This window comes from Streptomyces sp. NBC_00104 (assembly GCF_045160825.1).
Classification (GTDB): Bacteria; Actinomycetota; Actinomycetes; order Streptomycetales; family Streptomycetaceae; genus Streptomyces.
In genome coordinates, this window is record NZ_CP108215.1 from 3,160,685 (window position 1) to 3,183,067 (window position 22,383).

Consider the following 22,383-nt stretch of genomic DNA (forward strand, 5'->3'; position numbering starts at 1 on the left):
GGGATCAGGCGGTCGTGGGGACGAGGCGCCACTGCTGGCAGTTGTTGTTGAGCCAGGACCACTGGCGTACGTCGGTGCCGTTGGCGGTGCCGCAGTCGGCGACGTCCAGGACCTTGCCGGAGGAGGCGTTGGCGATCCGTACGTAGTCGCCGCCGAGGTAGATCATGCGGAACTTCTGGCAGTTGTTGTTCAGCCAGGACCACTGCCGGATGTCGGTGCCGTCGGCGCTCGCGCACTCGGCGAGGTCGGCGACCTTGCCGGTGGCGACGTTCACGAGGCGGCTGGTGTCGTCGGCGCGGTCCTCGATCCGCCACTTCTGGTTGGCCCCGCCGTTGCAGGTCCACTGGAAGATGTTGGCGCCGTCGGCCGTGCTGCCGCCGTTGACGTCCAGGCACTTGCCGCTGTTGCGGTTGACGATCGTGTACGCGGTCGGTGTCGTCGCCGTCTCACCGGAGGGGCCGGCGAGGGTCGTGCCGAGGGCGACCGGGGTGCCGAAGTTCGGGGTGCCGTCCGCGTTCCAGGTGAACTTCTGGGCGCGGGTCGTCCGGCCGTTGTCGCAGCCGTCGCTCGCCGAGTCGTTGGCGTGGTAGACGATCCAGTTCTCCGTGCCGTCGGGCGAGGTGAAGAACCCGTTGTGGCCGGGCGCGTACACGCTGTTGGCGTCGCTGCGCTGGAAGACCGGCGTCTGCTTCTTCGTCCAGGAGGAGGCGAGGAGCGGGTCGGAACCGGTGAGTTCGAGCTGCCCGAGCTTGTAGTCGGGGCCCCAGCAGGCGCTCGCGGAGTAGACGAGGAAGGTACGGCCGTTGCGGTACAGCGGCTCGGGGCCCTCGTTGACCTCACCGCTCTGCGTCTCCCAGCTCAGCGTCGGGCTGGAGATGACGGTGAAGGTGGAGCTGGCGAGGGTGTACGGGTTGCTGAGCGGCGCGATGACGAGGCTCTGCTTGCTGCCGCCCGCCGAACCGCTGCCGACCAGGTACAGCTTGTTGTCGTGCTTGAGCACGCTGGAGTCGATCAGCCAGCCGCCCGGGTTCAGGTTGGAGCCGGTGAGGGTGTTCTTGAAGGTGTACGGCCCCATCGGGTCGGACCCGGCGCTCTCCAGCACATGGGTGCGCTGGTCGTCGCAGCAGGCGGAGCTGCGCGGCCCGGCGGAGTAGTAGAGGTACCACTTGCCGTCCAGGAAGTGGATCTCCGGGGCCCACATGTTCCAGTTGCGGCTACTGGTGCTGTCCGACCACACCTGCACGCTGGGGGCGGTGCTCAGCCCGGCCAGCGTGGGCGACTTCCGCATGGTCAGCTCACCGGTGAACGAGGTCGTCACCAGGTAGTAGTTGCCGTTGTAGTACTCCAGCCACGGGTCGGCGCCCTTCTGGGACTTGACCGGGTTGGTGAACGGCTTGCCGTCGGCGGCGGCGGCGGGCGGCGCCGGCTGGACGGTGATGAGCGACGCGAAGAGGGCCAGTAGCGCGGCCCCCAACGTCACCCAGTGACGGACTTGGATGCGGAACACGGCAAGTCCCTTCGGGGAGCGGCTCGAGAGGGGAGATTGTTCGACATTGCGAACGTTGTGCGTAACTTCGGCCAGAAGGTAAAGCTGAGGCACGAGTGCCGTCAATGGATGCGACACGATTGGTTTCGACGGCTCGTCCGGAACGGGTCGACGGCTCGTCCGGAACGGATCGGCGGCTCATCCGGAACAGGTCGACGGCTCATCCGGAATAGATCGTGAAGGCGACCGGGTTGGCGTTTGCATGGCCAAAGACAACAGGGTGGGACGGTACGGCATCTGGAGCATCGGCCTGCGGGCCGAGGACCCGGCTCGTCACGGCGAACTCGCCGAGGCGGCGGCCGAGGTGGAGGAACTCGGCTTCGGGGCGATCTGGCTCGGCGGCAGCACCGCGGTACGGCACGCCGTCCCGCTCGTCGAGGCGACCGAGCGCATCACCGTGGCCACGGGCATCCAGAGCATCTGGCAGTACGAGGCCGCCGACACGGCCGTGGGCTTCGCCGACCTGGAGGCCGCCCACCCCGGCCGCTTCCTGCTCGGCCTCGGTGTGAGCCACGCGAAACTCGCGGAGCAGTACCGGCGCCCGTACGCCGCCATGGTCGACTACCTGGACGCCCTGGACACCGCCGGAGTCCCGGCCGGCCGGCGGGTCCTCGCCGCGCTCGGCCCGAAGATGCTCGGGCTCGCACGGGACCGGTCGGCCGGCTCGCACCCGTACCTGGTCACCCCCGAGCACACGTCCGAGGCCCGCGAGGCCCTGGGCGAAGACTCGCTGCTGGCACCGGAGTTGAAGGTGGTGCTGGACACCGACCCGGCCCGCGCCCGGACCCTCGCCCGCACCCACCTCGCCTTCTACCTGACCCTGCCGAACTACACCAACACCTTCCTCCGCCTCGGCTTCACCGAGGACGACCTCGCGGACGGCGGCAGCGACCGGCTCGTCGACGCGGTGTACGCCTGGGGCGACGACGACCGCGTCCGCACCCGTATCGACGCCTTCCACGCGGCGGGCGCCGACCACGTGGCACTCCAGGTACTCGACGACGGCCCCGCCGACGCGCTGCCGCGCGAGGCCTGGCGACACCTGGCCGACCTGCTGTCCTGACCCGGCCGCGGGGGCGGGGCGAGGACCGGGCGCCTGGTGGGGGCGGGGATCGGGCGAGTGCTCGGGGCGGGGAACGGGCGCCGCGCGGGGGCAGGAGCCCGGCCACCCGTCGTAGCGGCAGGAGCCCGGCCATCCGTCGTAGCGGCGGGTGCCGGGCCCCTGGCGTAGCGGCGGGATGTGAGATACGCACAGGCGGCCCATGTGAATCTCACGGACGGCCGATGACAGACGAACGATGCCCGTGTCCCGGCGCTCTGCCATCGTGGAAAGTTGGAGCGTCGGGAGAGCGCCCGGGACGACCGGCCCGCCCGTTCCCGTCGGCGCCTCGACCCCGCCACCCTCAGGCACCGCTCGGACCGGACGGAGCGGGCCCGTCAGGAGGCCGCCGTGGACAAGCGGTACGAGGTGTACTGCCTCATGGACCCGCACTTCTACGATGCGCCGTCCCACCACCGGACCCGGGGCCTCTTCCGCCGGGCCCGGCACCCCCTTCCCGCTTCCTGGGCGCGCGTGGAACTCGGCGAGTGGCTGGTCTGCCACCCCGTCGAAGCGGTCCTTCCGGCACAGGGCTGGAAGATCCACGTCTCGGCGTGTCCGGACAACGCGGAGCCGATCCTGGACGCGGTGTGGGACTACTGCGTGCCACGCCGCATCCCCTTCAAGTTCCTCCCCGGCCCGGACACCCTGTTCCTCGCCAACACGAAGTACGCGCACCGCGGCTCCAGCGGGAAGTTCGTGACCGTGTACCCCAGGGACGAGGCCCAGTGCGAGCGCGTGCTCACCGAACTGGGCACCGTCCTCGACGGCCGGCCGGGCCCGTACATCCTCAGCGACCTGCGCTGGGGTGACGGTCCGCTCTACGTCCGGTACGGCGCCTTCGCCGACCGGTACTGCGTGTCGGCCGAAGGGGCGGTGGAGCAGGCGGTCGAGGACCCCTCCGGGCGGCTGGTGCCCGACGTGCGCGGCCCCACCTTCCAGGTCCCGCCCTGGGTGCGGCTGCCCGCGTTCCTCGAACCCCACCTCGCCGCGAGCCGCCGGACCACCGTGGCCGACCTGCCCTACCGGATCGACAACGCCCTGCACTTCTCCAACGCCGGCGGGCTGTACACCGCGGTGGACACGCGGACGCGGGAGCGCGTGGTCCTCAAGGAGGCCCGGCCCCACGCCGGGCTCACACCGGACGGCGCCGACGCGGTCACCCGGCTGGAGCGCGAGCGGTACGCGCTCGAACGGCTGCGCGGTCTGCCCTTCGTCCCCGCGCTGCGCGACCACTTCGCACTGGGCGATCACCAGTTCCTCGTCGAGGAGTTCATCGAGGGGTCCGCCCTGCACACACAGTTCGTCGAACGCTATCCGCTCGCCGCGTCGGACCCGGGCCCGGCGGACTTCGCCGCGTACACGTCCTGGGCCCTCGACATCGTCCGGCAGGTGGAGGACGCCGTGGCAGCCGTGCACGCCCGGGGCGTCGTGATCGGCGACGTGCACACGGACAACATCCTGGTCCGCCCCGACGGCAGGGTCGTACTGATCGACTTCGAGGGGGCGTCGGACGTGGAGCAGGCACGCCCTCAGGTCCTCGCGGCCCCGGGTTTCCTCGCCCCGCGCGACACCACCGGCTTCGACATCGACCGGTACGCGCTGGCCTGCCTGCGGCTCGCCATGTTCATGCCACTGACCGGCCTGATCGACCTGGACGGCGGCAAGGCGTGGCACCTGGCCAGGGAGGCCGCGGACCTGTTCCCGGTCCCCCGCCGGTTCCTCGACGAGGCCGTCCGCACCCTCACCGGCGACGGCGGGATCGCCGCCGGCGCGCACGACGGGCCCCGGCTGGATCCCGACCGGCCCGGCTGGCTGCGCGCCCGGACCTCGATCGCCGACGCCGTCCTCGCCGCCGCCACCCCGGAGCGCCACGACCGGCTGTTCCCCGGCGACATCGAACAGTTCACCGCCCCGGGCGGCGGCCTCGCCCTGGCCCACGGCGCGGCGGGGGTGCTCTACGCGCTGGACGTGACGGGCGCCGGACGCCACCCCGACCACGAGGAGTGGCTGATCCGGCACACCCTCGACCCGGCGCCCGGCAGCCGCCTCGGCCTCTACGACGGCCTGCACGGCATCACGTACGTCCTCGAACACCTCGGCCACCACGAGGAGGCCGTCAAGCTGCTCGACATGTGCCTGGCCGAAGGCTGGGAGGCCCTGCCCTCCGACCTCAGGGGCGGCCTGTCCGGCGTCGGACTCAACCTGCTGCACTTCGCCGCGGTCACCGGGGACACCGCCTGCCGGGACGCCGCGTTCCGCGCCGCGGACCTCGTCGCCGACCGCCTGGGCCCGGCCGACGCCGTACCGGAGATCAGCGGCGGCGCGCACCCGAGGGCGGGGCTGATGTTCGGGGCGTCGGGGCCCGCGCTGCTGTTCCTGCGCCTGTACGAGCACGGCGGCGACCCGGCGCACCTGGACCTGGCCGCCACCGCCCTGCGCCAGGACCTGCGCCGCTGCCTCGTGCGCGACGACGGGTCGATGGAGGTGAACGAGGGCTGGCGCACCATGCCGTATCTCGCCGACGGCAGCGTGGGTGTCGGCATGGTCCTCGACGACTACCTGGCCCACCGCGCGGACGACCGGTTCGCGGCCGCCGCCGACGCGATCCACAAGGCGGCCAGGGCGGCGTTCTACATCGAGCCCGGCCTCTTCGACGGCCTCGCCGGAATGATCCTCCATCTGAGCCGGCCGCACCCGCCCGGCACGGCCGCCGCCCGGGACCCCGTGATCGCGGACCACGTACGCCGTCTCGCCCGCCACGCCTGTCTGCTCGACGGCCGACTGGCCTTCCCCGGCGAGCAGTTGATGCGGCTGTCCATGGACCTGGCCACCGGCGGCGCGGGCGTCCTGCTCGCCCTGGGCAGCGCGTTCCACTCCCGACCGGTCGGACTGCCCTTCCTGACACCCGGCCCGCACGCCCAAGACCATTCCGTCCCCATGCCGGCACGCGAGCGAGAGAGGAGGTGAAAGCACATGTCGCTCCTCGAACTGCAGGGTCTGGCCATCGAGCAGGGCTCCGCACACCGCGGACCGCCGCTGGGCAGCCGGGCAAGCAAGGGCTGTCTCGTCGTCGGCGGCGGAGGCAGTCGCTTCAGCCTGCTGTTCTGCTAGCACATCACCCTGGCGGGGACACGTTCGGTGTCCCCGCCCCTCCTGCCGGAGCGGTACGACGCCCGGAGCGGTACGACGCCCGGAAGGGTACGAGGGACGGAACGGCACGACGGACGGCACGGCACGGCACGGCACGACGGACGGAACGGTACGACGGACGACCGGAACAGCAGGACGGGTGACGGGAACCACAGGACGGACGACCAGAACCCCTACGACGACGGGAGCGGCCGGTGGACCGACGCGCGGCGGACCGTCTGCTGCTGGCGGCGGTCCGCAGAGGCGGAGGGTGGGGTGGCCTCCTGGCCGCCACGTCCTTTCTCCTCGCCGGGGTCTACGTCGCCCTGCCCACCGTCATGGGCCGCGCGGTCGACGCCGTACTGGGACAGGGTGACACCGCGCTGTGGCTGACCCTGACCGCCGTCGCCGTCGGGCTGCTCGTGGTGTGCGACGCGGCGGACGACTACGCCGGCGCCGTCGCCAACGCGCGCTCCACGGCCTGGCTGCGGCACACCCTGCTCGGACACGTCCTCGACCTGGGCTCCCGCGCCACCCGCCGCCACTCCCCCGGCGACCTGGTGACCCGGCTCGTGGGCAACACCGCCCGGGCCGGGAGCGCCCCGGCGGGCCTGGTGTGGGCGGTGACCGACCTGGTCCCGCCGGTCGGGGCCGTGGTGGCCCTGGCCCTGATCGACCCCTGGCTGTGCCTCACCTTCGTCGCCGGACTGCCGCTGATCGTCCTGGTGGTCCGCGCCTTCGTCCGTGACGTCTCCGACCTCAACGACCGCTACTTCGCCACGCAGGGCCGCATCGCCGCCCGGCTCACCGACGCGCTCACGGGAATCCGCACGATCACCGCGGCGGGCACCATGGACCGCGAGGCCGACCGGGTGCTGGAGCCGCTGCCCGAACTGCACCGCCACGGCATGGGGTTGTGGCGCGCGTACGCCCGGGTCTCCGCGCGGGACGCGATGATCGTCCCCCTGCTGGAGGTCGCCGTGCTGGCGGTGGCCGGGGTGGAGCTCGCCCGGGGCCGCATCACACCGGGTCAGACGCTGGCCGCCGCCGAGTACGTCGTGCTGGCCACCGGGGTGAGTTCGCTGGTGGCCTCGGCGCGGCAACTCGCCCTCTCCCGCTCCACCGCCGGGCGGATCGCGGAGGTACTGCGGGAATCCACGCCCGCGTACGGCGGCGCGCGCCTGCCCTCCGGGGGCCGCGGCCGACTGGAGTTCCGCGACGTGACCGTACGCAGCGCCGGGGGCGACGCCCTCCTGGACGGCGTCGACCTCGACCTGCCCGCGGGCGCGCTCACCGCCGTCGTGGGCCGCTCCGGATCCGGGAAATCCCTGCTGGCCGCGCTCGCCGGGCGCCTGACCGACCCGGACGACGGCGAGGTCCGGCTCGACGGGGTACCCCTGCGCGACATCGACCCCGCCGACCTACGACGGGCCGTCGCGTACGGCTTCGAACGCCCGGCACTCCTGGGCGAGACCTTCGCCGACGCGATCGGTTTCGGACCACGGACACCCTCGGCCGAGGAGGTGTCGGCACAGGCCGCCGCCGCACGCGCCGACACCTTCCTGCGCACCATGCCCGAGGGCTATGCCACCGCCCTCGACGCCGCCCCCCTGTCCGGCGGGGAGACCCAACGGGTGGGCCTGGCCCGCGCGTTCGTACAGTCCGCCCCGTCCGGCCGCCTCCTCGTCCTCGACGACGTCACCGCCAGCCTCGACACCGTCACCGAGCACCAGATCACCCAGGTCCTCACCGGCACCGGCCCCCTGGCCACCCGCACCCGCCTTCTCGTCACCCACCGGGCCTCCGCCGCCGCCCGCGCGGACCACGTCGTCTGGCTCGACAAGGGCCGGGTCCGAGGCCGGGGCACCCACGGCGCGCTGTGGGGGCACCCCGACTACCGGGCGGTGTTCCACGCGGAGGCGGCGGCCGACGGCGAGTCCAGCGGCGAGTCCAGCGGCGAGTCCAGCGGCGAGGTCGACGGAGAGGTCGACAGGGAGGTCGTCCGAACGGAACCGGCACACCATGACCTGGAACACCACGGAGGTGTGCGGTGAACGCCGCGGGCCCGCGGCGGCTGCTGCGCTCCACGGTGCGTGTGCGGCGCCGGGAGTTCGAACGGCTCACCGGCTGGTCGCTGGTGCAGGCCGTGCCCGCGCTGCTGTCGGGCTGGCTGGTCGCCCGCGCCGTCGACGACGGCTTCCTCGCCGACCGCACCGTCGTGGGCTTCGGCTGGCTCGGCCTGCTGGCCTGCGCCGTCCTGATCGGCGCCTGGGGCACCCGCCAGGCCACGCTCCGCCTGTCCGAGGTGGTCGAGCCGTTCCGGGACGAGCTGGCCGCCCTCGTCACCACGGGCACACTGCGCGGCTCCGCCCGTCTGGAGCGGCCCGCCGACACCGCCGGCGTGGCACGGCTGACCGAGCAGGTGGAGGTCGCCCGCGAGTCGTACGGAGCGGTCGTGATGTTCGCGCAGACCTTCGCGGTCACGGTGGTGAGCGTGCTGCTCGGGCTGGCCGCACTCGACCCCGCCCTCCTCCTGTTCGTGATGCCGCCCCTGGCCGCCGGCCTGGCGGTCTTCCTGCTGGCCCTGCGCGCACTGGCGGCCCGGCAGCGCGCGGTCGTCCTCGCCGACGAGGCCGTCACCGAGCACGTGAGCACGGCGGTCGGCGGACTGCGGGACGTGACGGCCTGCGGCGCCGAGGGCGTCGTACGCGGCCGGACCGGCGCCCGCATCGAGGCGGCGGCGGCCGCGTCCCGCGCGCTGGCCCGCCTCGCCGCCCTACGGACCCTGGCCCTGGCCCTGGGCGGCTGGCTGCCGGTCGTCCTCATCCTGGCCGGCGCCCCCTGGCTCATCCGGGGCGGAGTGACGGCAGGCGCGATCCTGGGCGCGCTGACCTACGTCTCCCAAGGCCTCCAGCCCGCCCTCCAGGGCTTCGTCACGGCAGTCGGCGGCAGCGGCCTGTGGCTCCTGGTCACCGTGGGCAGAATCCTGGAAACGGCCACCGCGGCGCCGACGCGAGCACCGGAAACGGCGACAGTGGGGAGGGCGAGGCGTCCGCGTCCCGAGGACCACGTGGTGCCGTCCCACCCGCCCGACGACCAGCCGGCCGCAGACCGTCCCCCCGCCCCCCACGACGGCGGCATCGAGCTGTGCGGTGTCACCTTCGGCTACGCCCGCTCCGCCGACCCGGTCGTCCGGAAACTCGACCTGACCCTCGCACCCGGCACACATCTGGCGGTGGTCGGCCCCAGCGGCGTGGGGAAGTCCACTCTGGCCTCGCTCATCGCGGGGGTGCTGGAGCCCCAGGCCGGCCGGGTCCGGCTGGGCGGTGTCCCGGTCCGGTCCCTGGAGCCGGGCAGACTGTCACGGTCCCGCGTGCTGATCCCGCAGGAGGCGTACGTCTTCTCCGGCACCCTGCGCGAGAACCTCGCCTATCTCCACCCCACGGCCACCCCGTACGACCTGGACACCGCGGTCGACGCCATCGGCGCGGGCCCGCTCACCGAACGCCTCGGCGGCTACGAGGCATCCGTGGACCCGGCGCTGCTCTCCGCCGGTGAGCGCCAGTTGATCGCCCTGGTGCGTGCCTGGCTGCCCGCAGCGTCACTGGTGGTGCTGGACGAGGCCACCTGTCACCTCGACCCGGCCGCCGAGGCGGTCGCCGAGCAGGCCTTCGCCGCCCGCCCCGCCACCCTGGTCGTCTGCGCCCACCGCATCAGCTCCGCCCTGCGCGCCGACCTCGTCCTCGTCATGGACGGCCCGCGCTGCCGCGTCGGCACGCACGACCGGCTGCTGACCGACTGCGCCCTCTACCGCGACCTGATCGGCCACTGGGACCACTCGGCGACGAAGACCCCGCCCTGATCGGCCACCGGGACCACTCGGCGACGGAAACGACGGAGACCCCGTCCTGATCGTCCCGTGGTGATCGGGGCCTACAGCCACCCCGACTCCCGGGCGATCCGGATCGCGTCGATACGGTTGCGCGCCGCCGTCTTCCTGGACACGGCGTTCAGGTGGTTGCGCACCGTCCCCACCGACAGCGACAGGTGCTCGGCGATCTCGCGGGTCGGCGTGCCGTCCGCCGCCAGCCGCAGCACCTCGCTCTCCCGAGGGGTCAGCGGGCTCTCCGCCGAGGAGAGCGCCTGCAGTGCCAGCTCCGGTGCGATGAACCGCTCGCCCGCCGCCACCTTGCGGACCCCTTGAGCCAGGGTGTCGAAGGGGCCGTTCTTGCCGATGAGCCCCGCGACGCGCAGCTCCAGCGCCTCCCGCAGGAACTCGGGGGGCGCCGAGTCGGCCACCAGCAGGATCCCGCACTCCGGCAGCCGCGCGGCCAGCTCGCGCGAGGTACCGAGCGCCTCGTCCGCTCCTCCGTCGATGTCGATCACGACCACGTCAGGGCGGTGCGACAGTGCTCGCGGGACGGCCTGGTCGTGCCCCGGTGAGGCCGCGACCACCTCGATGTCCTCCTCCCGTGTCAGCAGGGCGGCAAGCGCACCGCGCACCAGGTCTGTCTCCTCCACGAGCAGAACACGGATCACCATCGCTCCCGCCCGGCCGTTCGCGGCCTGCATCCCGCACCACGCCCCGGTGACCCCGACGACGCCCTGGACAGTATCTCCGGATAACCCCCACAATCACCGCTTATCACCCCACCTGCCCGCCATCCCGTCCGTCACCCCACCACAGCGGTACAGCAGTCCGCCGGTCGTTCGTCGACGGGCTCCAGGCCGAGGCGCTCGGCGTAGAAACCCCGTGCCCGGTCCAGGTGTCGACGTACCCGGCGTCCGGACGAAGGACGGAACCGCCGAGATCGACGGCCACTACCCGAGCAAAGGCGCGCGGCGGGGACGGCGCACGGACCGCCCCCGCCCCGTACCCGGATAACCGGATCCCCGGATCCCCAGCGGCTCAGCGCAGCGTGCGCACGAACACATCCCCGATCAGATTCGTGTCCTCGGGAACCAGGCCGGGATAGTAGGACTCGAAGACGACCGCCGACTCGTCCGCGCTCAGTGCCGCGTCACCCACGGTGACGGGTTTGCCGTCCTGGCCCGGCGACAGCAGCTCCTCCTCCCCGCTGCACACATCACGCAGGACCAGCCCGAGCGACGTACGGTTCGCGTCCGCCGTGTTCAGCAGCAGCTTCGAACCGTTGACCGACAGATCCGAGATCAGGGTGAGATCGGTGGGGGTGTGGCCGTCGTACCGCTGAAGCGTGCCCGTGCGCAGATCGCGGACGAAGGCGTTCCAGGACGTGCTGGTGGCCCCGTTGGGGTCGGCCCCGGGGACGAGATTTCCGGCCACCGAGTTGAAGCCGACCTTGGAGCCGTCGGCGCTCAGCACCGGAGCGACCGCCGACCTGTCCGCCACCGCCCCGTCATGGGTGGCGTCCGCGTGCACGGTACGCCCGTTCACCCGGTCGTAGACGAGAATGTCGCCCTGATCGTCGGCGGCCGGCCCGGAGTACCCCTCCAGATAGGCGACCTTGCGCCCGTCGGCGCTCATCGAGACCTGATCGCACCGGTGGAAGTCCTTCGAGCCGTCGGATTCCCGGCTGACCCGCCGCACCTTCTGCGTCTGCCGGTCCAGCAGCATGACCCGGCAGGCGAACGCCCCGTTCGGGTCCGCGGCGGGCCGGGCCACGAAGGCGACGTAACGCCCGTTCGCGCTGATCGGCGCGACGCCGTACGACACCTGGTAGCCCTCGTCCATCGCGGGCGCCAGGCGCTCAAAGGCCCCGCTGCTCAGATCCATGACGTACACGGAGGACACACCGGTCGTGGCCGAGTACGAACCGAAGGTCAAGTGCCGCCCGGAATCCGACAGTTGGGGCGTCGAGGTCGTCTCCCCCGGCACCGCCACACGCTGCAACGGCTCACCGGGGGCCGTCCGGTAGTACACGCTGTTCCGCACGTCCGTGCCGGGCCCCAGGTTGGTCGCCGACGACATGAAGGCCACGACGCGCCCGTCCGCGCTGACGACAGGATCCACGGAGTGACCGTTGCCGCCGGTGCCGTCGGCGGCGACGCTGATCCGCTCGGTACCCGGCGCGACGCTCGCCACGTCGCCCTCGTCGGCCGCCTGCGCGGGCGAGACGGGACTCGCGACGGCGGCGGCCACGAGAACGCCGTACACGAGGACACGTAAGGAAGGTCTCATCAACTGGCTCCCCCTTCGACGGGGAACGGCCACAGCCGCCCCCTGTCCCCCGTTGCCCCCAGCCCTGCGCAGAGGACTCACGGGCATGCACGCGATGAAAGCGCGCCACCGGCCCGGGGTCAATGCATCGAACAGCCCGCCCTCCGCACGCGCGCCCGTCCACCGCACCCGCACCGAACCACCGTGCCGAGGGGGATCTCTTCTCACCCGCCTGGGCAGCGTTGCGCGCGGCGGTCGCCGACAAGAACGCCCTGTTGATCGGCAAGGGCCGCTGGGCGCCGACGGGTGGGGAGCGGACCGAACTCGGCTCCCTGGAAGCGAAGTTGACGCTCAGCCTCGGCTGAGATCTCCCGGGCCCCAGGGGCACATGCGTCGGGTACGCAGCGCGACGTATCCGCCGACGGTCGCGACCACCGTCCGTACCGGCATCACGGGAGAACTCCGATCCCAACCCCGCTCACAGACCGTGCTCGTCCATCAGCCGCATCAGGTTCCGCTTGCGTCTCCGGGAAGTGCGCAGGGCAGTGGCGTACTCGGTGAACGCGTCCGGTGTGCCCCAGCGGCCATGGCAGTCCCGGATGCTCAGCAGCAGGTCGACGAGCCGCTCGTAGACCGCGTTACCGGTCTGCGTGGTCAGCGGCTCGGCCAGGCGGAGACAGACGTCGAGCGCGTCGGCGGGGCGGTCGGGGCGGATCTGGTCGGCGAGAGTGCGCCACTGTCCGTCGTGGGCGCCTGTTTGCACGGCGGCCTGCCACGCGGCGGCTCCGTCCTTGTCGTCGAGCAGGGCGTCGCCGCAACTGCCGATCCTCGCCCACCTGTTCCCGCACCAGGACGAGCAACTCGTCCCTGGACAGGGCGGACAGCCACGCGTCGAGGTCCTGCGCGCGGTCCCGGGCCGCCTTCCGCTGCCGCGGCAGGCCCGCTCCCTGGGCGAGCACGGTCAGGCCGAGGGCCACCAGGTGCTTGCAGAAGTCGCCCTCCATTCCGTACGGGCAGTCGCAGTCACCGCCCAGCCCGCCGGGCCCGTCCAGGGTCAGCTCCACCTCGTACCGCTCCGTGCCGTGGACGGTGGCGCTGACCCGGTCGTCACCGACCTCGACCCCTGACACCGCGTCGAGGTAACCGCGCCCCCGCTCGAAGGAACGCGCGCCGGCCAGTGCTCTGAGGTTCGCCTCGGTGAGACTGTCCGTGCTTCCTTCCTGTCTCATGCGAGGTCTTCCAGGAGGAGGTCCAGCGCCGCCTCCTCGTGCAGAGCCACCCCCAAGGCCTCCATGGCCGGGGCCAGTTCCGCATCCCACGTCGCCTCGACCGGCGTACCGCTGAGCGGAAGCGGCGGCGTGCCGTGCAGTTCGGCTCGCGTCGCAAGATACTCGTAGTCCGACGCACTCATACGCCACGGCTCCGACGCCTGGTACCGCCCCCTGACACGGTTGGCGAGGGTGATGCCCGGCCAGTCGAAGTCGCCGTGGTAGGCGAAGACGCAGTCGGCCGCGGCCAGGGTGTCCAGGAGGGTGAGGACGACCGTCGTCGCACTGCCCGAGGTGCAGATCAACGGCGCGGTGCAGCCGGCGTCCGCCGCGGCCTCCACCACACGCGGGTTCTCGCAGACGTGGACGCGGGTGCGCGAGGGCAACTCCATCTGCAGGGTGCGCAGTTCACGTAGGGTCAGGTGGGTCTCCAGGTGGTGGTCCGCGCGTTCGCGGAGGGCCGTCTCCCGCCAGGTGGCGCCCGTCGGGCGCAGACCGTAGGTCAGGACCGTGCTGGAGACCTCGTCCGGTGTGACCGAGGCCCGGCGCCACAGCGCGCGGCGGGCCGGTGCGTCGGTCGGGAAGTCGACGTCCTGGGCCTGTGCGAGGCCCCGCAGGACCAGGCGGGCCAGCAGGGTGCCGTCGTCCAGGCCGTGGGCCGAGCCCGTGGTGCGGGTGGCCAGTTCGCCGCGGCCCCAGGTGGCGGGGGTGGGGTCGGGGCCCGTGCCGGGGTAGAGGGTGGCGAGGGTCTGGATGGCCTGAGTGATGGTGGTGAGCGCGGTGGTGGGTGGGTGACGGGTGAGCGTCCCGGACCGCCGCAGGTCCGCCATCCATCGGTGGGCCCAGGGCCGGTCGGTCAGTGATGTGGCGGTCAGGACCGATTCCGCCTTGGACCAGAGGCGGTCGCGTTCGGCCGCCGCCACGTCGCGCGCCGCGCGCCGGTCGGTCAGGGGTGGGCCCAGCGCGGCCAGTGTCGCCGCGAGGCCCCGTCCGACCGCGCTGGCGCGCAGGCGGGTGTCCAGGTCGGGCAGGCGGATCGTGACGGACGGACCGCTGACCGGTTTGGCCAGGAGGAGGGACAGGGCTTCGCGTTCCTGTGGGTCGGGGTTCTGGAGCCGGATCGTGCCGGTCGGCTGGAGACCGCCGCGTTCGAGGCGCATTCGTGCCGCCGCCCAGAGGCGGCTCAGACCGGGCCGGGACAGGAACGCCATCGCCTCGGGGGCGAGGGACGTCGTCGCGGAGGCGAGGGGCGGCTCGGGAGCCGGGCGCGGCCCGCGAGCGAGGGGCGGCTCGGCCATCGCTCGCGGGCCCGTCACACCGACGCCCTCGTCCACCACGCGCCGATCCGTCATACCGACACGCCCTCGTCCCCCGCTCGGGTGTGCCCCTTACCGGCCGTACCGGTCATGCCCGTCACACCCGCTATACCCGTCATACCCGTCATACCGACACCAGCCTCCGCTGCCGCCCGTTCCACGTGTAGTGCAGCGTCGCCACACCCCGCACATGCGGATCGCGCAGGCATTCGTAGATGTGCAGGGACGGTACGTCGGGCCAGTTGCCGATCAGGCGTTCGCTGGTGAGGACGAAGTCGAGGTCGAGGTCGACCAGGATGCGGCCCAGGCGGGCGTGGGTGGGCTCGTCGACCTTGGCGAAGGCGTCGTCCAGGAGGATGAGGCGGGGAGCGTGCGGGGCCGACTCGGCGAGGCTCGTGAAGTGGGCCGCCGACGCCGCGAAGAGGACCAGGTAGGAGAGCACCCGTTGCTCGCCCTGGCTCATTCCTGTGCGGCCGGAGAGTTTGCGGCGGCTCCCCGGTGCCGCGTCACTGACGACCCAGGGGGTGAAGGTGAACCAGTCGCGGTAGTCGAGGGCGGTTCGCAGGTGGGAGGCGTAGCCCGCGGCCGGGTCGGCGCGGCGGGCATCCTCGATACGGCGCTGGAGGACGTCACGGAGCTGTTCGGACTGCTCACGGGTACGCAGGCCGGAAGGGCTGCGCAGCAGGTCGACGGCCGCCTTGACGTCCGCTTCCACGCCGTCGGCCAGCTTCCAGTCGAGGGTGACGCCCAGACCGTGGGACGTGCGGACCGTGGACAGGATGGAGTTGAGGGCGGCCACCAGGGCGCCCGCGGCCAGGACCTGGGCGGAGAGGTGGTCCCCCAGTTCCCCGGTCAGGAAGCGCTGGAAGACCTCCCGTTCGCGTTCCGTCAGCCGGTCCCGCGCCTCGGCCGCCTGGGCCGCGATGCGCCCGCCGACCAGGGCGATGTCGTGGGGGCCGTGGTCGTCCACGAGTCGGCAGAGCTTGACGCCCTCGCGTTCCTCGATCGTCGCGTCGTAGCCACCGGAGAGCTGGTCGCGCAGGTCGGTATGACGGTGGAGGAGTGTGGTGTCCGAGACGTCATGGCGCTCGGCGTCCAGTCGACCGCGTACTGCGTCGACCAGCAGGCGTAGTGCCTGGATGCGCTGCCGTGCGTCGTCGTGGATCGGATCCGGGGACTTCAGGGCCTCGTCGTGATGATCGTCGTGATCGTCCTCATGGGTGTCGAGACCCGACCCTTTCAGCACACCGGGCAGCGACAGGGCCGTACGCAGGTGTCGGCCGCAGGCCAATGCCTGCCCCTCCTGGTCGGCCAGTGCCTCGCGCCGCCCTTTCTCGTCCTCCTCCGCACGGACGCGCTGGTCGTGCACGTCGGCCATGTCCTGCCGGGCACGCGGGAGTTGGCGCGCCACGGCGTCCAGGCGGCGCTTCGCCTCGGTCTCGCGGGCGAGGATCTCCTGCTCCGTGGCGCCGAGCGCCTCCTCCAGAGCATGGACGGTGCGGCGGGCGGCGTCCAGGCGGTCGAAGGCTCCGGCGTAGTCGGACTCGGCTTCCCGGCGGGCCGTCGCGGCACGCTCGTAGTCCGTACGGCCGGCGCCGTGGGCGTCGGCCGTGGCCACGACCGCGCGTATCCGCCGCCGGAGTTGCTCCGTGCCCTGGCCCAGCCCCTTCAGCGCGATGCGGACCGTGTCGAGTGCCGTCGGTTCGGCCGGGAGGCCGTGGGCGCTCGCCGTCGCCTCGGTCTCCCGCCTGGCGGCGACGGCACGGGCTCGCGCCTGCTCCGCTTCGCGGGCGGCCGCCTCCGCCTGCCCGGCGAGGGTCTCGGCGGCACGCTCGGTCTCGGCGGTACGGGCCCATGCGTCGGTCAGCCCACGGGCCGGGGGCGGGCGGCGCAGGGCGTCGGCAACCTGATCCCGATGCCCGGTCAGGGCGCGGTGACTGTGCTCGGCCTGCGTCAACTCGCCTTCCAATGCGGCCAGTTGATGGTCCAGCTCATCGAGCGTCCTGCGCCGGGTCTCCGCGCGCACCTCCGCGCCGACGTACTCGGCGGCAGGCTTGGTGTGACGGCCACGGGTGACGCCGAGCTTCCAGGAACCGTCGGTTCCGATGGCGGTGTGCGGTGCGGTGCCCACCGGATCCGTCGGACCGGCGTAGCGAGCCCTGGCCCCTTCCCCGGCCTCGGCCTCGGCCCCGGCCCCGCCGTCGCCGCCGTCGTCGCCGTCCCCGTCGTCGCCGTCGCCGTCGCCGTCGCCGTCGCCGATCAGCGTCACCGCCTCCAGTACCCGCTGTACCTGCTCCATCCCCACCCCGCTGTCCGGTGCGGCAACCGGACGCAGCACCCGTGCGAGCGTCGGTTCGGCCGCCGGCGCTCCCGGTACCAGAAGGGTGTCCCGCGTGGCGGCGTCCAGGACCGTGCCGTCGGCGTGGACCCAGGCGTCGAGCAGACCGCTCGCCTCCAGAGCGGCTTCCAGCCCGGCCCGCGCCTCCGGTCCCAGGCCGTCCGTGAAGTTCACCAGGCGGTACAGGGGTGCTCCGGTGCAGGGTGCGCGGGGAGCCGCGCGGTGAGACGGGGGTGGCGGCTCCGGGTCGGTTCGGCGCTCCCACTCCTCGCGCTCGCGCCGGAGGCGGTCCCGGCGGACGGTCAGTTCGCGGAGGGTCACGGCGAGGGTGTCCCGTTGCTCGCCGAGTTCCGTCAGCCACGGGTCGACCGCCGACCGGGCCGCATCGGTCACGTCATCAGGGGTCCGGGCGAGGAGGGGCCCGTCCGCGGGGTCGTGTGCGACCAGGGCGTTCACGGCGTCCAGGGGCAGCCCGGTGAGGTTCCGCAGCCGTTCGGCCCAGGTGCGGGCCGCGTCGGCGTACATCTCTGCTTCGCGCGCCGCTTCCTGCCGACGCCGTTCGACGCGGGAGCGCGCCTGGTCCGCCTGCCCCTCCAGACGCTCACGGGCGGTGTCGGCCTCCTGCGCGTCCCGTCGGACCCGCTCCGACTTCCCGATGAGCGCGCCGAGTTCGGTCACGGACCGGGAGCGGTTCCTGATCACGGGCTGCGCGGCGTCGAGCTGGGCGTCCCACGCGTGCAGGGCGGCCACGCAGGCCTCGGTGTCCACCGTCGGCACCTGGCTGTGCCGTACGAGGTGGAAGTCGCCCTCCGGGGAGGTCAGTTCCGCCGTCGTCGCGGGGACCAACGGTGTCACGGGGGCCGCGACGGAGTCCCCCAGATGCACGGGAGCGAGCCCGGACCGCTCCGCCTCTCGCGTCAACTCACTGTGCGCCGTGCTCAGTTCGACCAGTTCATCGCCGAGCCGGCCGGCGTCGGCGGTGAGGCGTCGCCCCGCCTCCTCCTGGTTGCTGTGCGCCTGGCGCAGCGATTTGAAGGCGGTGGTGGCCGCGCCGTGCAGGGCAGTGACCGTGGTCCGCTTCTCGCCGAGTTCCTTCAGGCCCCGGTACCCGGCACTGGCGTGCAGTGCCGCCAGGTCCGTCTCCGCTTCGGCCTCCTCGGTCTCCAGCGCTTCGACGCGAGCGTCGAGCTCCGCCTCGCGCTCACGGAGCGTCTCCGCTCTCCTCGCCGCGTCACCCGCGGACCTGCGGTACTCCGCGAGTCGCTCCAGTTCACCGCCCGCCTGATCCGCGCGGCGGCGCAACGCGCCGTGCAGATAGCCGCGGTAGGCGGTCAGGAAGGTGCGCAGCGCCTGGTCCGTCCGTTCGAGGCGTCCAAGATCGGCCCGTACGGCGTCGAGGTCGTCGAGGTTGCGGGCCACCTTGTCCACGATCTCGTCGTCGAGGGCGGGCAGTGTCTCGGCGAGGACGGAGACCAGACCGCCGGAGTCGATGCGGTCGCCGATCGTGGGGCGGCGCAGCCGGTGAAGGAGGTGAAGCAGGTTGCGGTAGCGGGCGGGGTCGGTCAGGCCGAACAGTTCACGAGCGACCCGGGCCCGGTGTTCCACCGCGCGGTCGGTGACGTTCTCCGGGCCGACGAGCGACTTGAGCTGGTCGACGGGGAGCGGCTGTCCGGCGGGGGCGAGGTGCAGGCCCTCGCCGACCCGGAGCGGGGTGGCGAAGAAGAAGGGCTTCGCCGTCTTGGTCGACTGGGACGCGCGGATGGCCGCGCCGAGGGTGAGATACCGTTCGGCGCCCTCCTCGTCGGTCCGCGCGAACTCCACCCACAGGTAGCCCAGCCGGTTGGTCCGCTCGAAGCCGTCGAGCATCAGCCAGAGGAGGGTGGTGCGCCCGGTTCCCGTGGCGTCCAGGGCACGCGCATCGCCGTCGAGCAGGTACGGCAGCAGCATCTCCAGGGCCTTGGACTTGCCGGCTCCGTTCTTGCCGCGCAGCAGCAGCCGGCCGTCACCGAAGGCGAACTCCTGCTCGTCGTACTGCCAGACGTTGCGGATGCCGGCGCGGTGCAGGCGGTAACGGTGCGGGGACGGCGGGCGGTTCACCGGGGCGGCTCCTTGGGGACGTCGTCCACCGGGGGCGCCGACGACTCAGGGGACACAGGGGGCAGGGGGGATGCGGGGGTTGCGGGGGACCCGGAAGGCGCCGGGGACTGGTCTGTACGGGACTTGACCGCCACGGTGGTGGCGTACCGGGCGGCAGCGGCGAGCAGGACCCAGCCGCCGTTCGCCTGCGCAGAGGATTGTCCGTGGGCGAGGGCCTGTCCGTGGGCGGGGACCTGTCCGTGGGCGGGGACCTGTCCGTCGGCGGGGACCTGTCCGCGCGCCCCCGAGACGTCGGTGACCGCACGGCCGTCGACCGCCGACTCCTCGTATCCCTCCGGCAGACCGTGGCCGCCCGCACGCACGGGCCCGGCGGGCGCCAACAGGCGCATCCGGACCAGGAGATCGAGGACGGCGGCGAGAAATCCGGCCCGGTCCTCCAGGTGGCCACGCTGCCAGTTGCTCCGCCTGCCGTACTCCTCGATCAGTTCGCCGAGCAGTTCGGACAGCAGTTCCTCCGTGACGGGGACGCCGATGACCAGCCGACCACCGATCGCGGGGTGCCCGGGGTTCTCGGGGCGCAGCCGGGCGACCAGCCGCTCCACCAGCAGCAGCGCCGCTTGGGCCACCGTGCCGGTGCCCGGCAGACGCAGGTCGGTGAGGTCGCCGTCCGGGTCGATGAGGGCGATGCCCTCGGCACGGATCTCGGCTTCCAGGCCGAGCAGTTCGGAGAACGCCTGCGACTCGCGCCGCTGCCGGGTGCGCAGCCATTCACGCTCGGCGTCCGTGAGGTCGTCGAGGTGGACGACGGGGGTTTCGACGAGACGCCTACGGACGTAGGTGCGCGGCCCTCCGAATCCGGGGTCGGCGGCCCTGCGTACGAGGTCGGCGCCGTCGCTGCTCCGGGCGAGCGGGCCGGCGACGACCGCCCGCGCGATCTCGCGGTCCACGGTCAGCAGTGCCTCTCCCTCCCGCTCCTCGGCGAGGGCCGAGACGTGGCCCTCGGTCTCGACCAGGACGCCCCAGTCGACGAGTTGCCGCAGCGCGGCGGCGAGTGTGCGCCGCTCGGCCTGCCGACCGGTGTCGGTGATCTCGATCCCGGCGTCGACGGCCGCGGCCCGCAGGTCTGCGACGAGCTGGGAGAGCAGGATCTGTTCCGGAGCGGTGACGAGGACCGACAGGGCGAGGGTCAGACAGGCGTACGTACGGGGCGTGAACGGCGTCCCGGTGGACGGCCGCTCCAGGCGGTGACCGGAGCCCGGGCCGAGGCCCGCCTTGAACAGACGGGCGTACGTCGCCTCCACCAGCAGGCGGTAGCCGAACACCTGTTGGAAGCGCTGGGCGAGCCAGTCGGCGTGACGGCGGACCAGCGGGAAGGTGTCGCTGTGCGGACCGGTGCTGGTGACCAGGGGGTGGGCCAGCAACAGTCGGGCGGCGGCGCGGCGCTCGGCCGCGAGCGCGACGTCGTGCGCGGAGGGCAGGGCCATCAGGCGCTCGCCTCCCCCGGCATCGGCAGGGACCCACTCCGCCCGGGCAGGCTCTCGACCGCGAGCGTGAGGTCGTCGACCGTCAGGTCACCGTCCACCGAGCGCAGGACCGTATGCCGGCCGAGGCTGCGCCAAGCCGTCAGCCGGATGCCGAGATCCGCGTCGCTCGCCTGCGCGCCGTCGAGGAGGATGTCGCCGACCCGGGAACCGTCATCGGCCGGAGTGCCACCCGCCGGAATGCCACCAGCCGGGAAGCTGTCGGCCGGAATGCCACCAGCCGGGAAGTCATTGGCCGGGAAGCTGTCGGCCGGGACGTCACCGGCGTCCTTGCGCAGCCGGGCGTTGCCGAGGGCGGTGGTCAACAGCTCCAGCAGCAGCCTCATGGCCGCCGCACCGAGCCTCACCTGGTCGAACCTGCCCGACGCGCTGAGCAGCTCGTGGGCCGCCGCCTGCCGGGCCTCGACCTGCTGCCGCGCCTGCTCCATGAGGAGGCGCTTCTGCGCGGAGTGGTCCTCGGCGGACGCGGCCCGCCCGCGCGGGGTCCTGCTGCCACGCTCCCGCAGCGCCACCGGTACGTCCACCACGGGCCCGGTCCACCAGCTCACGTACGCCGGCACGGACTGGTCCGGATCGGGCGCCACCCCGAGGTGCCGTGCGCCGTAGAGCCCGAAGGCGGCGACCGCGATGTCGTGCGCCTCCTCCGGTTCCGCGGCGTCGAACCAGGCCGCGAGCCGCAGCAGGTCCTTGCGGCGGGACATCTCTCCGGAGGCCGAGCGCAGCATCCGCTTGGCGTTGGCGAGGAGCGACTGCAGGGCGCGAAGGGTGGCGTCCCGGAGCTGGTCCACCTGGCTGCCCTGCTCGTGTCCGCCGGTGTCGGTGAACCAGTCGCGCAGCCCCTCCCAATCCGAGATGTCCCGTCCACGACTGCGCTGCACCCGAGTCTCGGGCAGTCCGTCGGCGAGCGCGCCGATGCCCGCCGCGTGCCCGTCGATCCGGGCGAGCAGCGTGGGCAGGTGCGGCCACACGCCGGCCAGGTGCGTGGCGATGCGCGGGGCGCGGAAGGAGATGTCCTCGGTGATCGCCTCCACGTAGTCGAGCAGCAGTTCCTTGAACCCCTGGTACTCGGCACCGTCGAGGTCGTAGCGGGCGAGCACCTGACCCAGGTAGGCGTAGAAGTCCCGTACGGACTCGGCGAATTCGGCGAACTGCACGAAGAGCGTGCTGATCCGCTCCAGCGCCTGCTGCGGATCCGCGCCACCCGGCGTGGCGACCATGGCGGCGATCTCCCCGAGACCCCGGTCGACGAGAGTGAGCAGCTCGCTGCTGACCTCACGCGCGGCGTCGGCCCCCGCCAGCACCTCGTCCGCGTCGCGCTGCACACGCTCTCCCAGCTTGGACAGCTGATAACGGGACCGGGAGCGCTGGTACTCGGCGATGCTGCTCGCTCTGACCGTGTGGGTGCTGCGCAGCAGATTGCCCCACCGCACGAGCTCGTCCAGCCTGCGTGTGAGCGTCTCGGCGTCGAGCCCCGCCGCCGCGCCCCCCGCCCGTCCCAACTTGGCCAGCACGTCGGGTACGGCCAGGTCCGCGAGCAGGGTGCCGCAGAACACCCGCATCACCGCGACGTACTCCAGGCGCTCGGGTGCACTGAGATAGGCGTAGGCGCTCAGCCGCTGCCAGGCCTCGGTGCGGCCCTCGCCGCCCTGCGGCGCCCCTTGGCGCGGCTCTTCCATCAGCTCGTCCCCCTCCATACCACCGAGCCTACGGACCTCCACCGACACTCCGGAGGAAGTCGAGCAAAACCACCCGGCTGATCCCGGCCGGCGGACGCGTCGGGATGTACGCCGGATTTATCCGAGCCACCCTTCTGACCTACGACTATGTGGGACCGAACCAGCTGTGATTGCTGGCGCCTCAGAAGAGCGAAAGCTGATCCTCGGGGTCTGGCTCTCCAGACAGGCCGA

The 22,383-nt window shown here is 72.6% G+C and carries 15 protein-coding genes and 1 pseudogene; 7 read left to right on the forward strand and 9 right to left on the reverse strand.

Going from position 1 to position 22,383, the window contains the following annotated elements:
- Nucleotides 1-4 precede the first annotated feature (4 nt).
- A complete protein-coding gene (locus OG272_RS13715) occupies nucleotides 5-1,507 on the reverse strand; it encodes a family 43 glycosylhydrolase (RefSeq protein WP_327730041.1) in 1,503 nt (500 codons plus the stop codon).
- Nucleotides 1,508-1,748: 241 nt separating this feature from the next.
- Here OG272_RS13715 and OG272_RS13720 point away from each other — a divergent pair, with 241 nt between their 5' ends.
- From OG272_RS13720 to OG272_RS13740, 5 genes are all read left to right on the forward strand, one after another.
- The gene (locus tag OG272_RS13720) at nucleotides 1,749-2,609 is read left to right on the forward strand and encodes an LLM class F420-dependent oxidoreductase (RefSeq protein ID WP_326583231.1); all 861 of its coding nucleotides are present in this window, start codon (nucleotides 1,749-1,751) and stop codon (nucleotides 2,607-2,609) included.
- A 387-nt stretch (nucleotides 2,610-2,996) separates the two neighbouring features.
- Complete coding sequence (lanKC, locus tag OG272_RS13725) at nucleotides 2,997-5,615, forward strand: class III lanthionine synthetase LanKC (RefSeq protein WP_405896017.1); 2,619 nt, start codon at nucleotides 2,997-2,999, stop codon at nucleotides 5,613-5,615.
- A 6-nt stretch (nucleotides 5,616-5,621) separates the two neighbouring features.
- The gene (locus tag OG272_RS13730) at nucleotides 5,622-5,759 is read left to right on the forward strand and encodes a SapB/AmfS family lanthipeptide (RefSeq protein ID WP_326583229.1); all 138 of its coding nucleotides are present in this window, start codon (nucleotides 5,622-5,624) and stop codon (nucleotides 5,757-5,759) included.
- A gap of 233 nt (nucleotides 5,760-5,992) precedes the next feature.
- The gene (locus tag OG272_RS13735) at nucleotides 5,993-7,831 is read left to right on the forward strand and encodes an ABC transporter ATP-binding protein (protein ID WP_405893440.1); all 1,839 of its coding nucleotides are present in this window, start codon (nucleotides 5,993-5,995) and stop codon (nucleotides 7,829-7,831) included.
- Nucleotides 7,828-9,639, forward strand: coding sequence for an ATP-binding cassette domain-containing protein (locus tag OG272_RS13740; RefSeq protein WP_405893442.1), 1,812 nt, complete (start codon nucleotides 7,828-7,830; stop codon nucleotides 9,637-9,639). The genes OG272_RS13735 and OG272_RS13740 overlap by 4 nt, the downstream gene beginning before the upstream one ends.
- 71 nt (nucleotides 9,640-9,710) lie before the next feature.
- Here the strand turns inward: OG272_RS13740 and OG272_RS13745 are convergent, their stop codons facing one another.
- The 3 genes and pseudogenes from OG272_RS13745 to OG272_RS13755 form a co-directional block, all read right to left on the reverse strand.
- Entirely contained in the window at nucleotides 9,711-10,319 is a 609-nt protein-coding gene (locus tag OG272_RS13745; RefSeq protein WP_327730036.1) for a response regulator transcription factor, read from the reverse strand.
- A 135-nt stretch (nucleotides 10,320-10,454) separates the two neighbouring features.
- Nucleotides 10,455-10,543 (reverse strand): annotated as a pseudogene (locus OG272_RS13750) (VOC family protein); the annotation flags it as partial.
- Between the two features lie 143 nt (nucleotides 10,544-10,686).
- The gene (locus OG272_RS13755) at nucleotides 10,687-11,937 is read right to left on the reverse strand and encodes a hypothetical protein (protein ID WP_327730035.1); all 1,251 of its coding nucleotides are present in this window, start codon (nucleotides 11,935-11,937) and stop codon (nucleotides 10,687-10,689) included.
- A 122-nt stretch (nucleotides 11,938-12,059) separates the two neighbouring features.
- Here OG272_RS13755 and OG272_RS13760 point away from each other — a divergent pair, with 122 nt between their 5' ends.
- Nucleotides 12,060-12,281, forward strand: coding sequence for a hypothetical protein (locus OG272_RS13760; protein WP_327730034.1), 222 nt, complete (start codon nucleotides 12,060-12,062; stop codon nucleotides 12,279-12,281).
- Between the two features lie 113 nt (nucleotides 12,282-12,394).
- Here the strand turns inward: OG272_RS13760 and OG272_RS13765 are convergent, their stop codons facing one another.
- Entirely contained in the window at nucleotides 12,395-12,679 is a 285-nt protein-coding gene (locus OG272_RS13765; RefSeq protein ID WP_405893445.1) for a hypothetical protein, read from the reverse strand.
- Between the two features lie 28 nt (nucleotides 12,680-12,707).
- Between OG272_RS13765 and OG272_RS13770 the strand changes: the two genes are divergently transcribed.
- A complete protein-coding gene (locus tag OG272_RS13770) occupies nucleotides 12,708-13,043 on the forward strand; it encodes a hypothetical protein (protein WP_405893447.1) in 336 nt (111 codons plus the stop codon).
- Nucleotides 13,044-13,141: 98 nt separating this feature from the next.
- Here OG272_RS13770 and OG272_RS13775 read toward each other — a convergent pair whose 3' ends face one another.
- The 4 genes from OG272_RS13775 to OG272_RS13790 form a co-directional block, all read right to left on the reverse strand.
- Entirely contained in the window at nucleotides 13,142-14,536 is a 1,395-nt protein-coding gene (locus tag OG272_RS13775) for a TIGR02679 family protein (RefSeq protein WP_405893449.1), read from the reverse strand.
- Between the two features lie 88 nt (nucleotides 14,537-14,624).
- Complete coding sequence (locus tag OG272_RS13780) at nucleotides 14,625-18,935, reverse strand: TIGR02680 family protein (protein ID WP_405893451.1); 4,311 nt, start codon at nucleotides 18,933-18,935, stop codon at nucleotides 14,625-14,627.
- On the reverse strand, nucleotides 18,932-20,419 hold the full coding sequence (locus OG272_RS13785) for a TIGR02678 family protein (RefSeq protein ID WP_327730031.1): 1,488 nt from the start codon (nucleotides 20,417-20,419) through the stop codon (nucleotides 18,932-18,934). Before OG272_RS13785 ends, OG272_RS13780 begins: the two co-directional genes overlap by 4 nt.
- Nucleotides 20,419-22,170, reverse strand: coding sequence for a TIGR02677 family protein (locus OG272_RS13790; protein ID WP_405893453.1), 1,752 nt, complete (start codon nucleotides 22,168-22,170; stop codon nucleotides 20,419-20,421). The genes OG272_RS13785 and OG272_RS13790 overlap by 1 nt, the downstream gene beginning before the upstream one ends.
- Between the last annotated feature and the right edge of the window lie 213 nt (nucleotides 22,171-22,383).

Excerpts from the sequence above, each read along its gene's own strand:
- OG272_RS13755 (WP_327730035.1), bottom strand. The coding sequence starts at position 11,937 with ATGAGACCTTCCTTACGTGTCCTCGTGTACGGCGTTCTCGTGGCCGCC.
- OG272_RS13785 (WP_327730031.1), bottom strand. The coding sequence starts at position 20,419 with ATGGCCCTGCCCTCCGCGCACGACGTCGCGCTCGCGGCCGAGCGCCGC.
- OG272_RS13775 (WP_405893449.1), bottom strand. The coding sequence starts at position 14,536 with ATGACGGATCGGCGCGTGGTGGACGAGGGCGTCGGTGTGACGGGCCCG.
- OG272_RS13720 (WP_326583231.1), top strand. The coding sequence starts at position 1,749 with ATGGCCAAAGACAACAGGGTGGGACGGTACGGCATCTGGAGCATCGGC.
- OG272_RS13790 (WP_405893453.1), bottom strand. The coding sequence starts at position 22,170 with ATGGAGGGGGACGAGCTGATGGAAGAGCCGCGCCAAGGGGCGCCGCAG.
- OG272_RS13730 (WP_326583229.1), top strand. The coding sequence starts at position 5,622 with ATGTCGCTCCTCGAACTGCAGGGTCTGGCCATCGAGCAGGGCTCCGCA.
- OG272_RS13760 (WP_327730034.1), top strand. The coding sequence starts at position 12,060 with ATGCATCGAACAGCCCGCCCTCCGCACGCGCGCCCGTCCACCGCACCC.
- OG272_RS13745 (WP_327730036.1), bottom strand. The coding sequence starts at position 10,319 with ATGGTGATCCGTGTTCTGCTCGTGGAGGAGACAGACCTGGTGCGCGGT.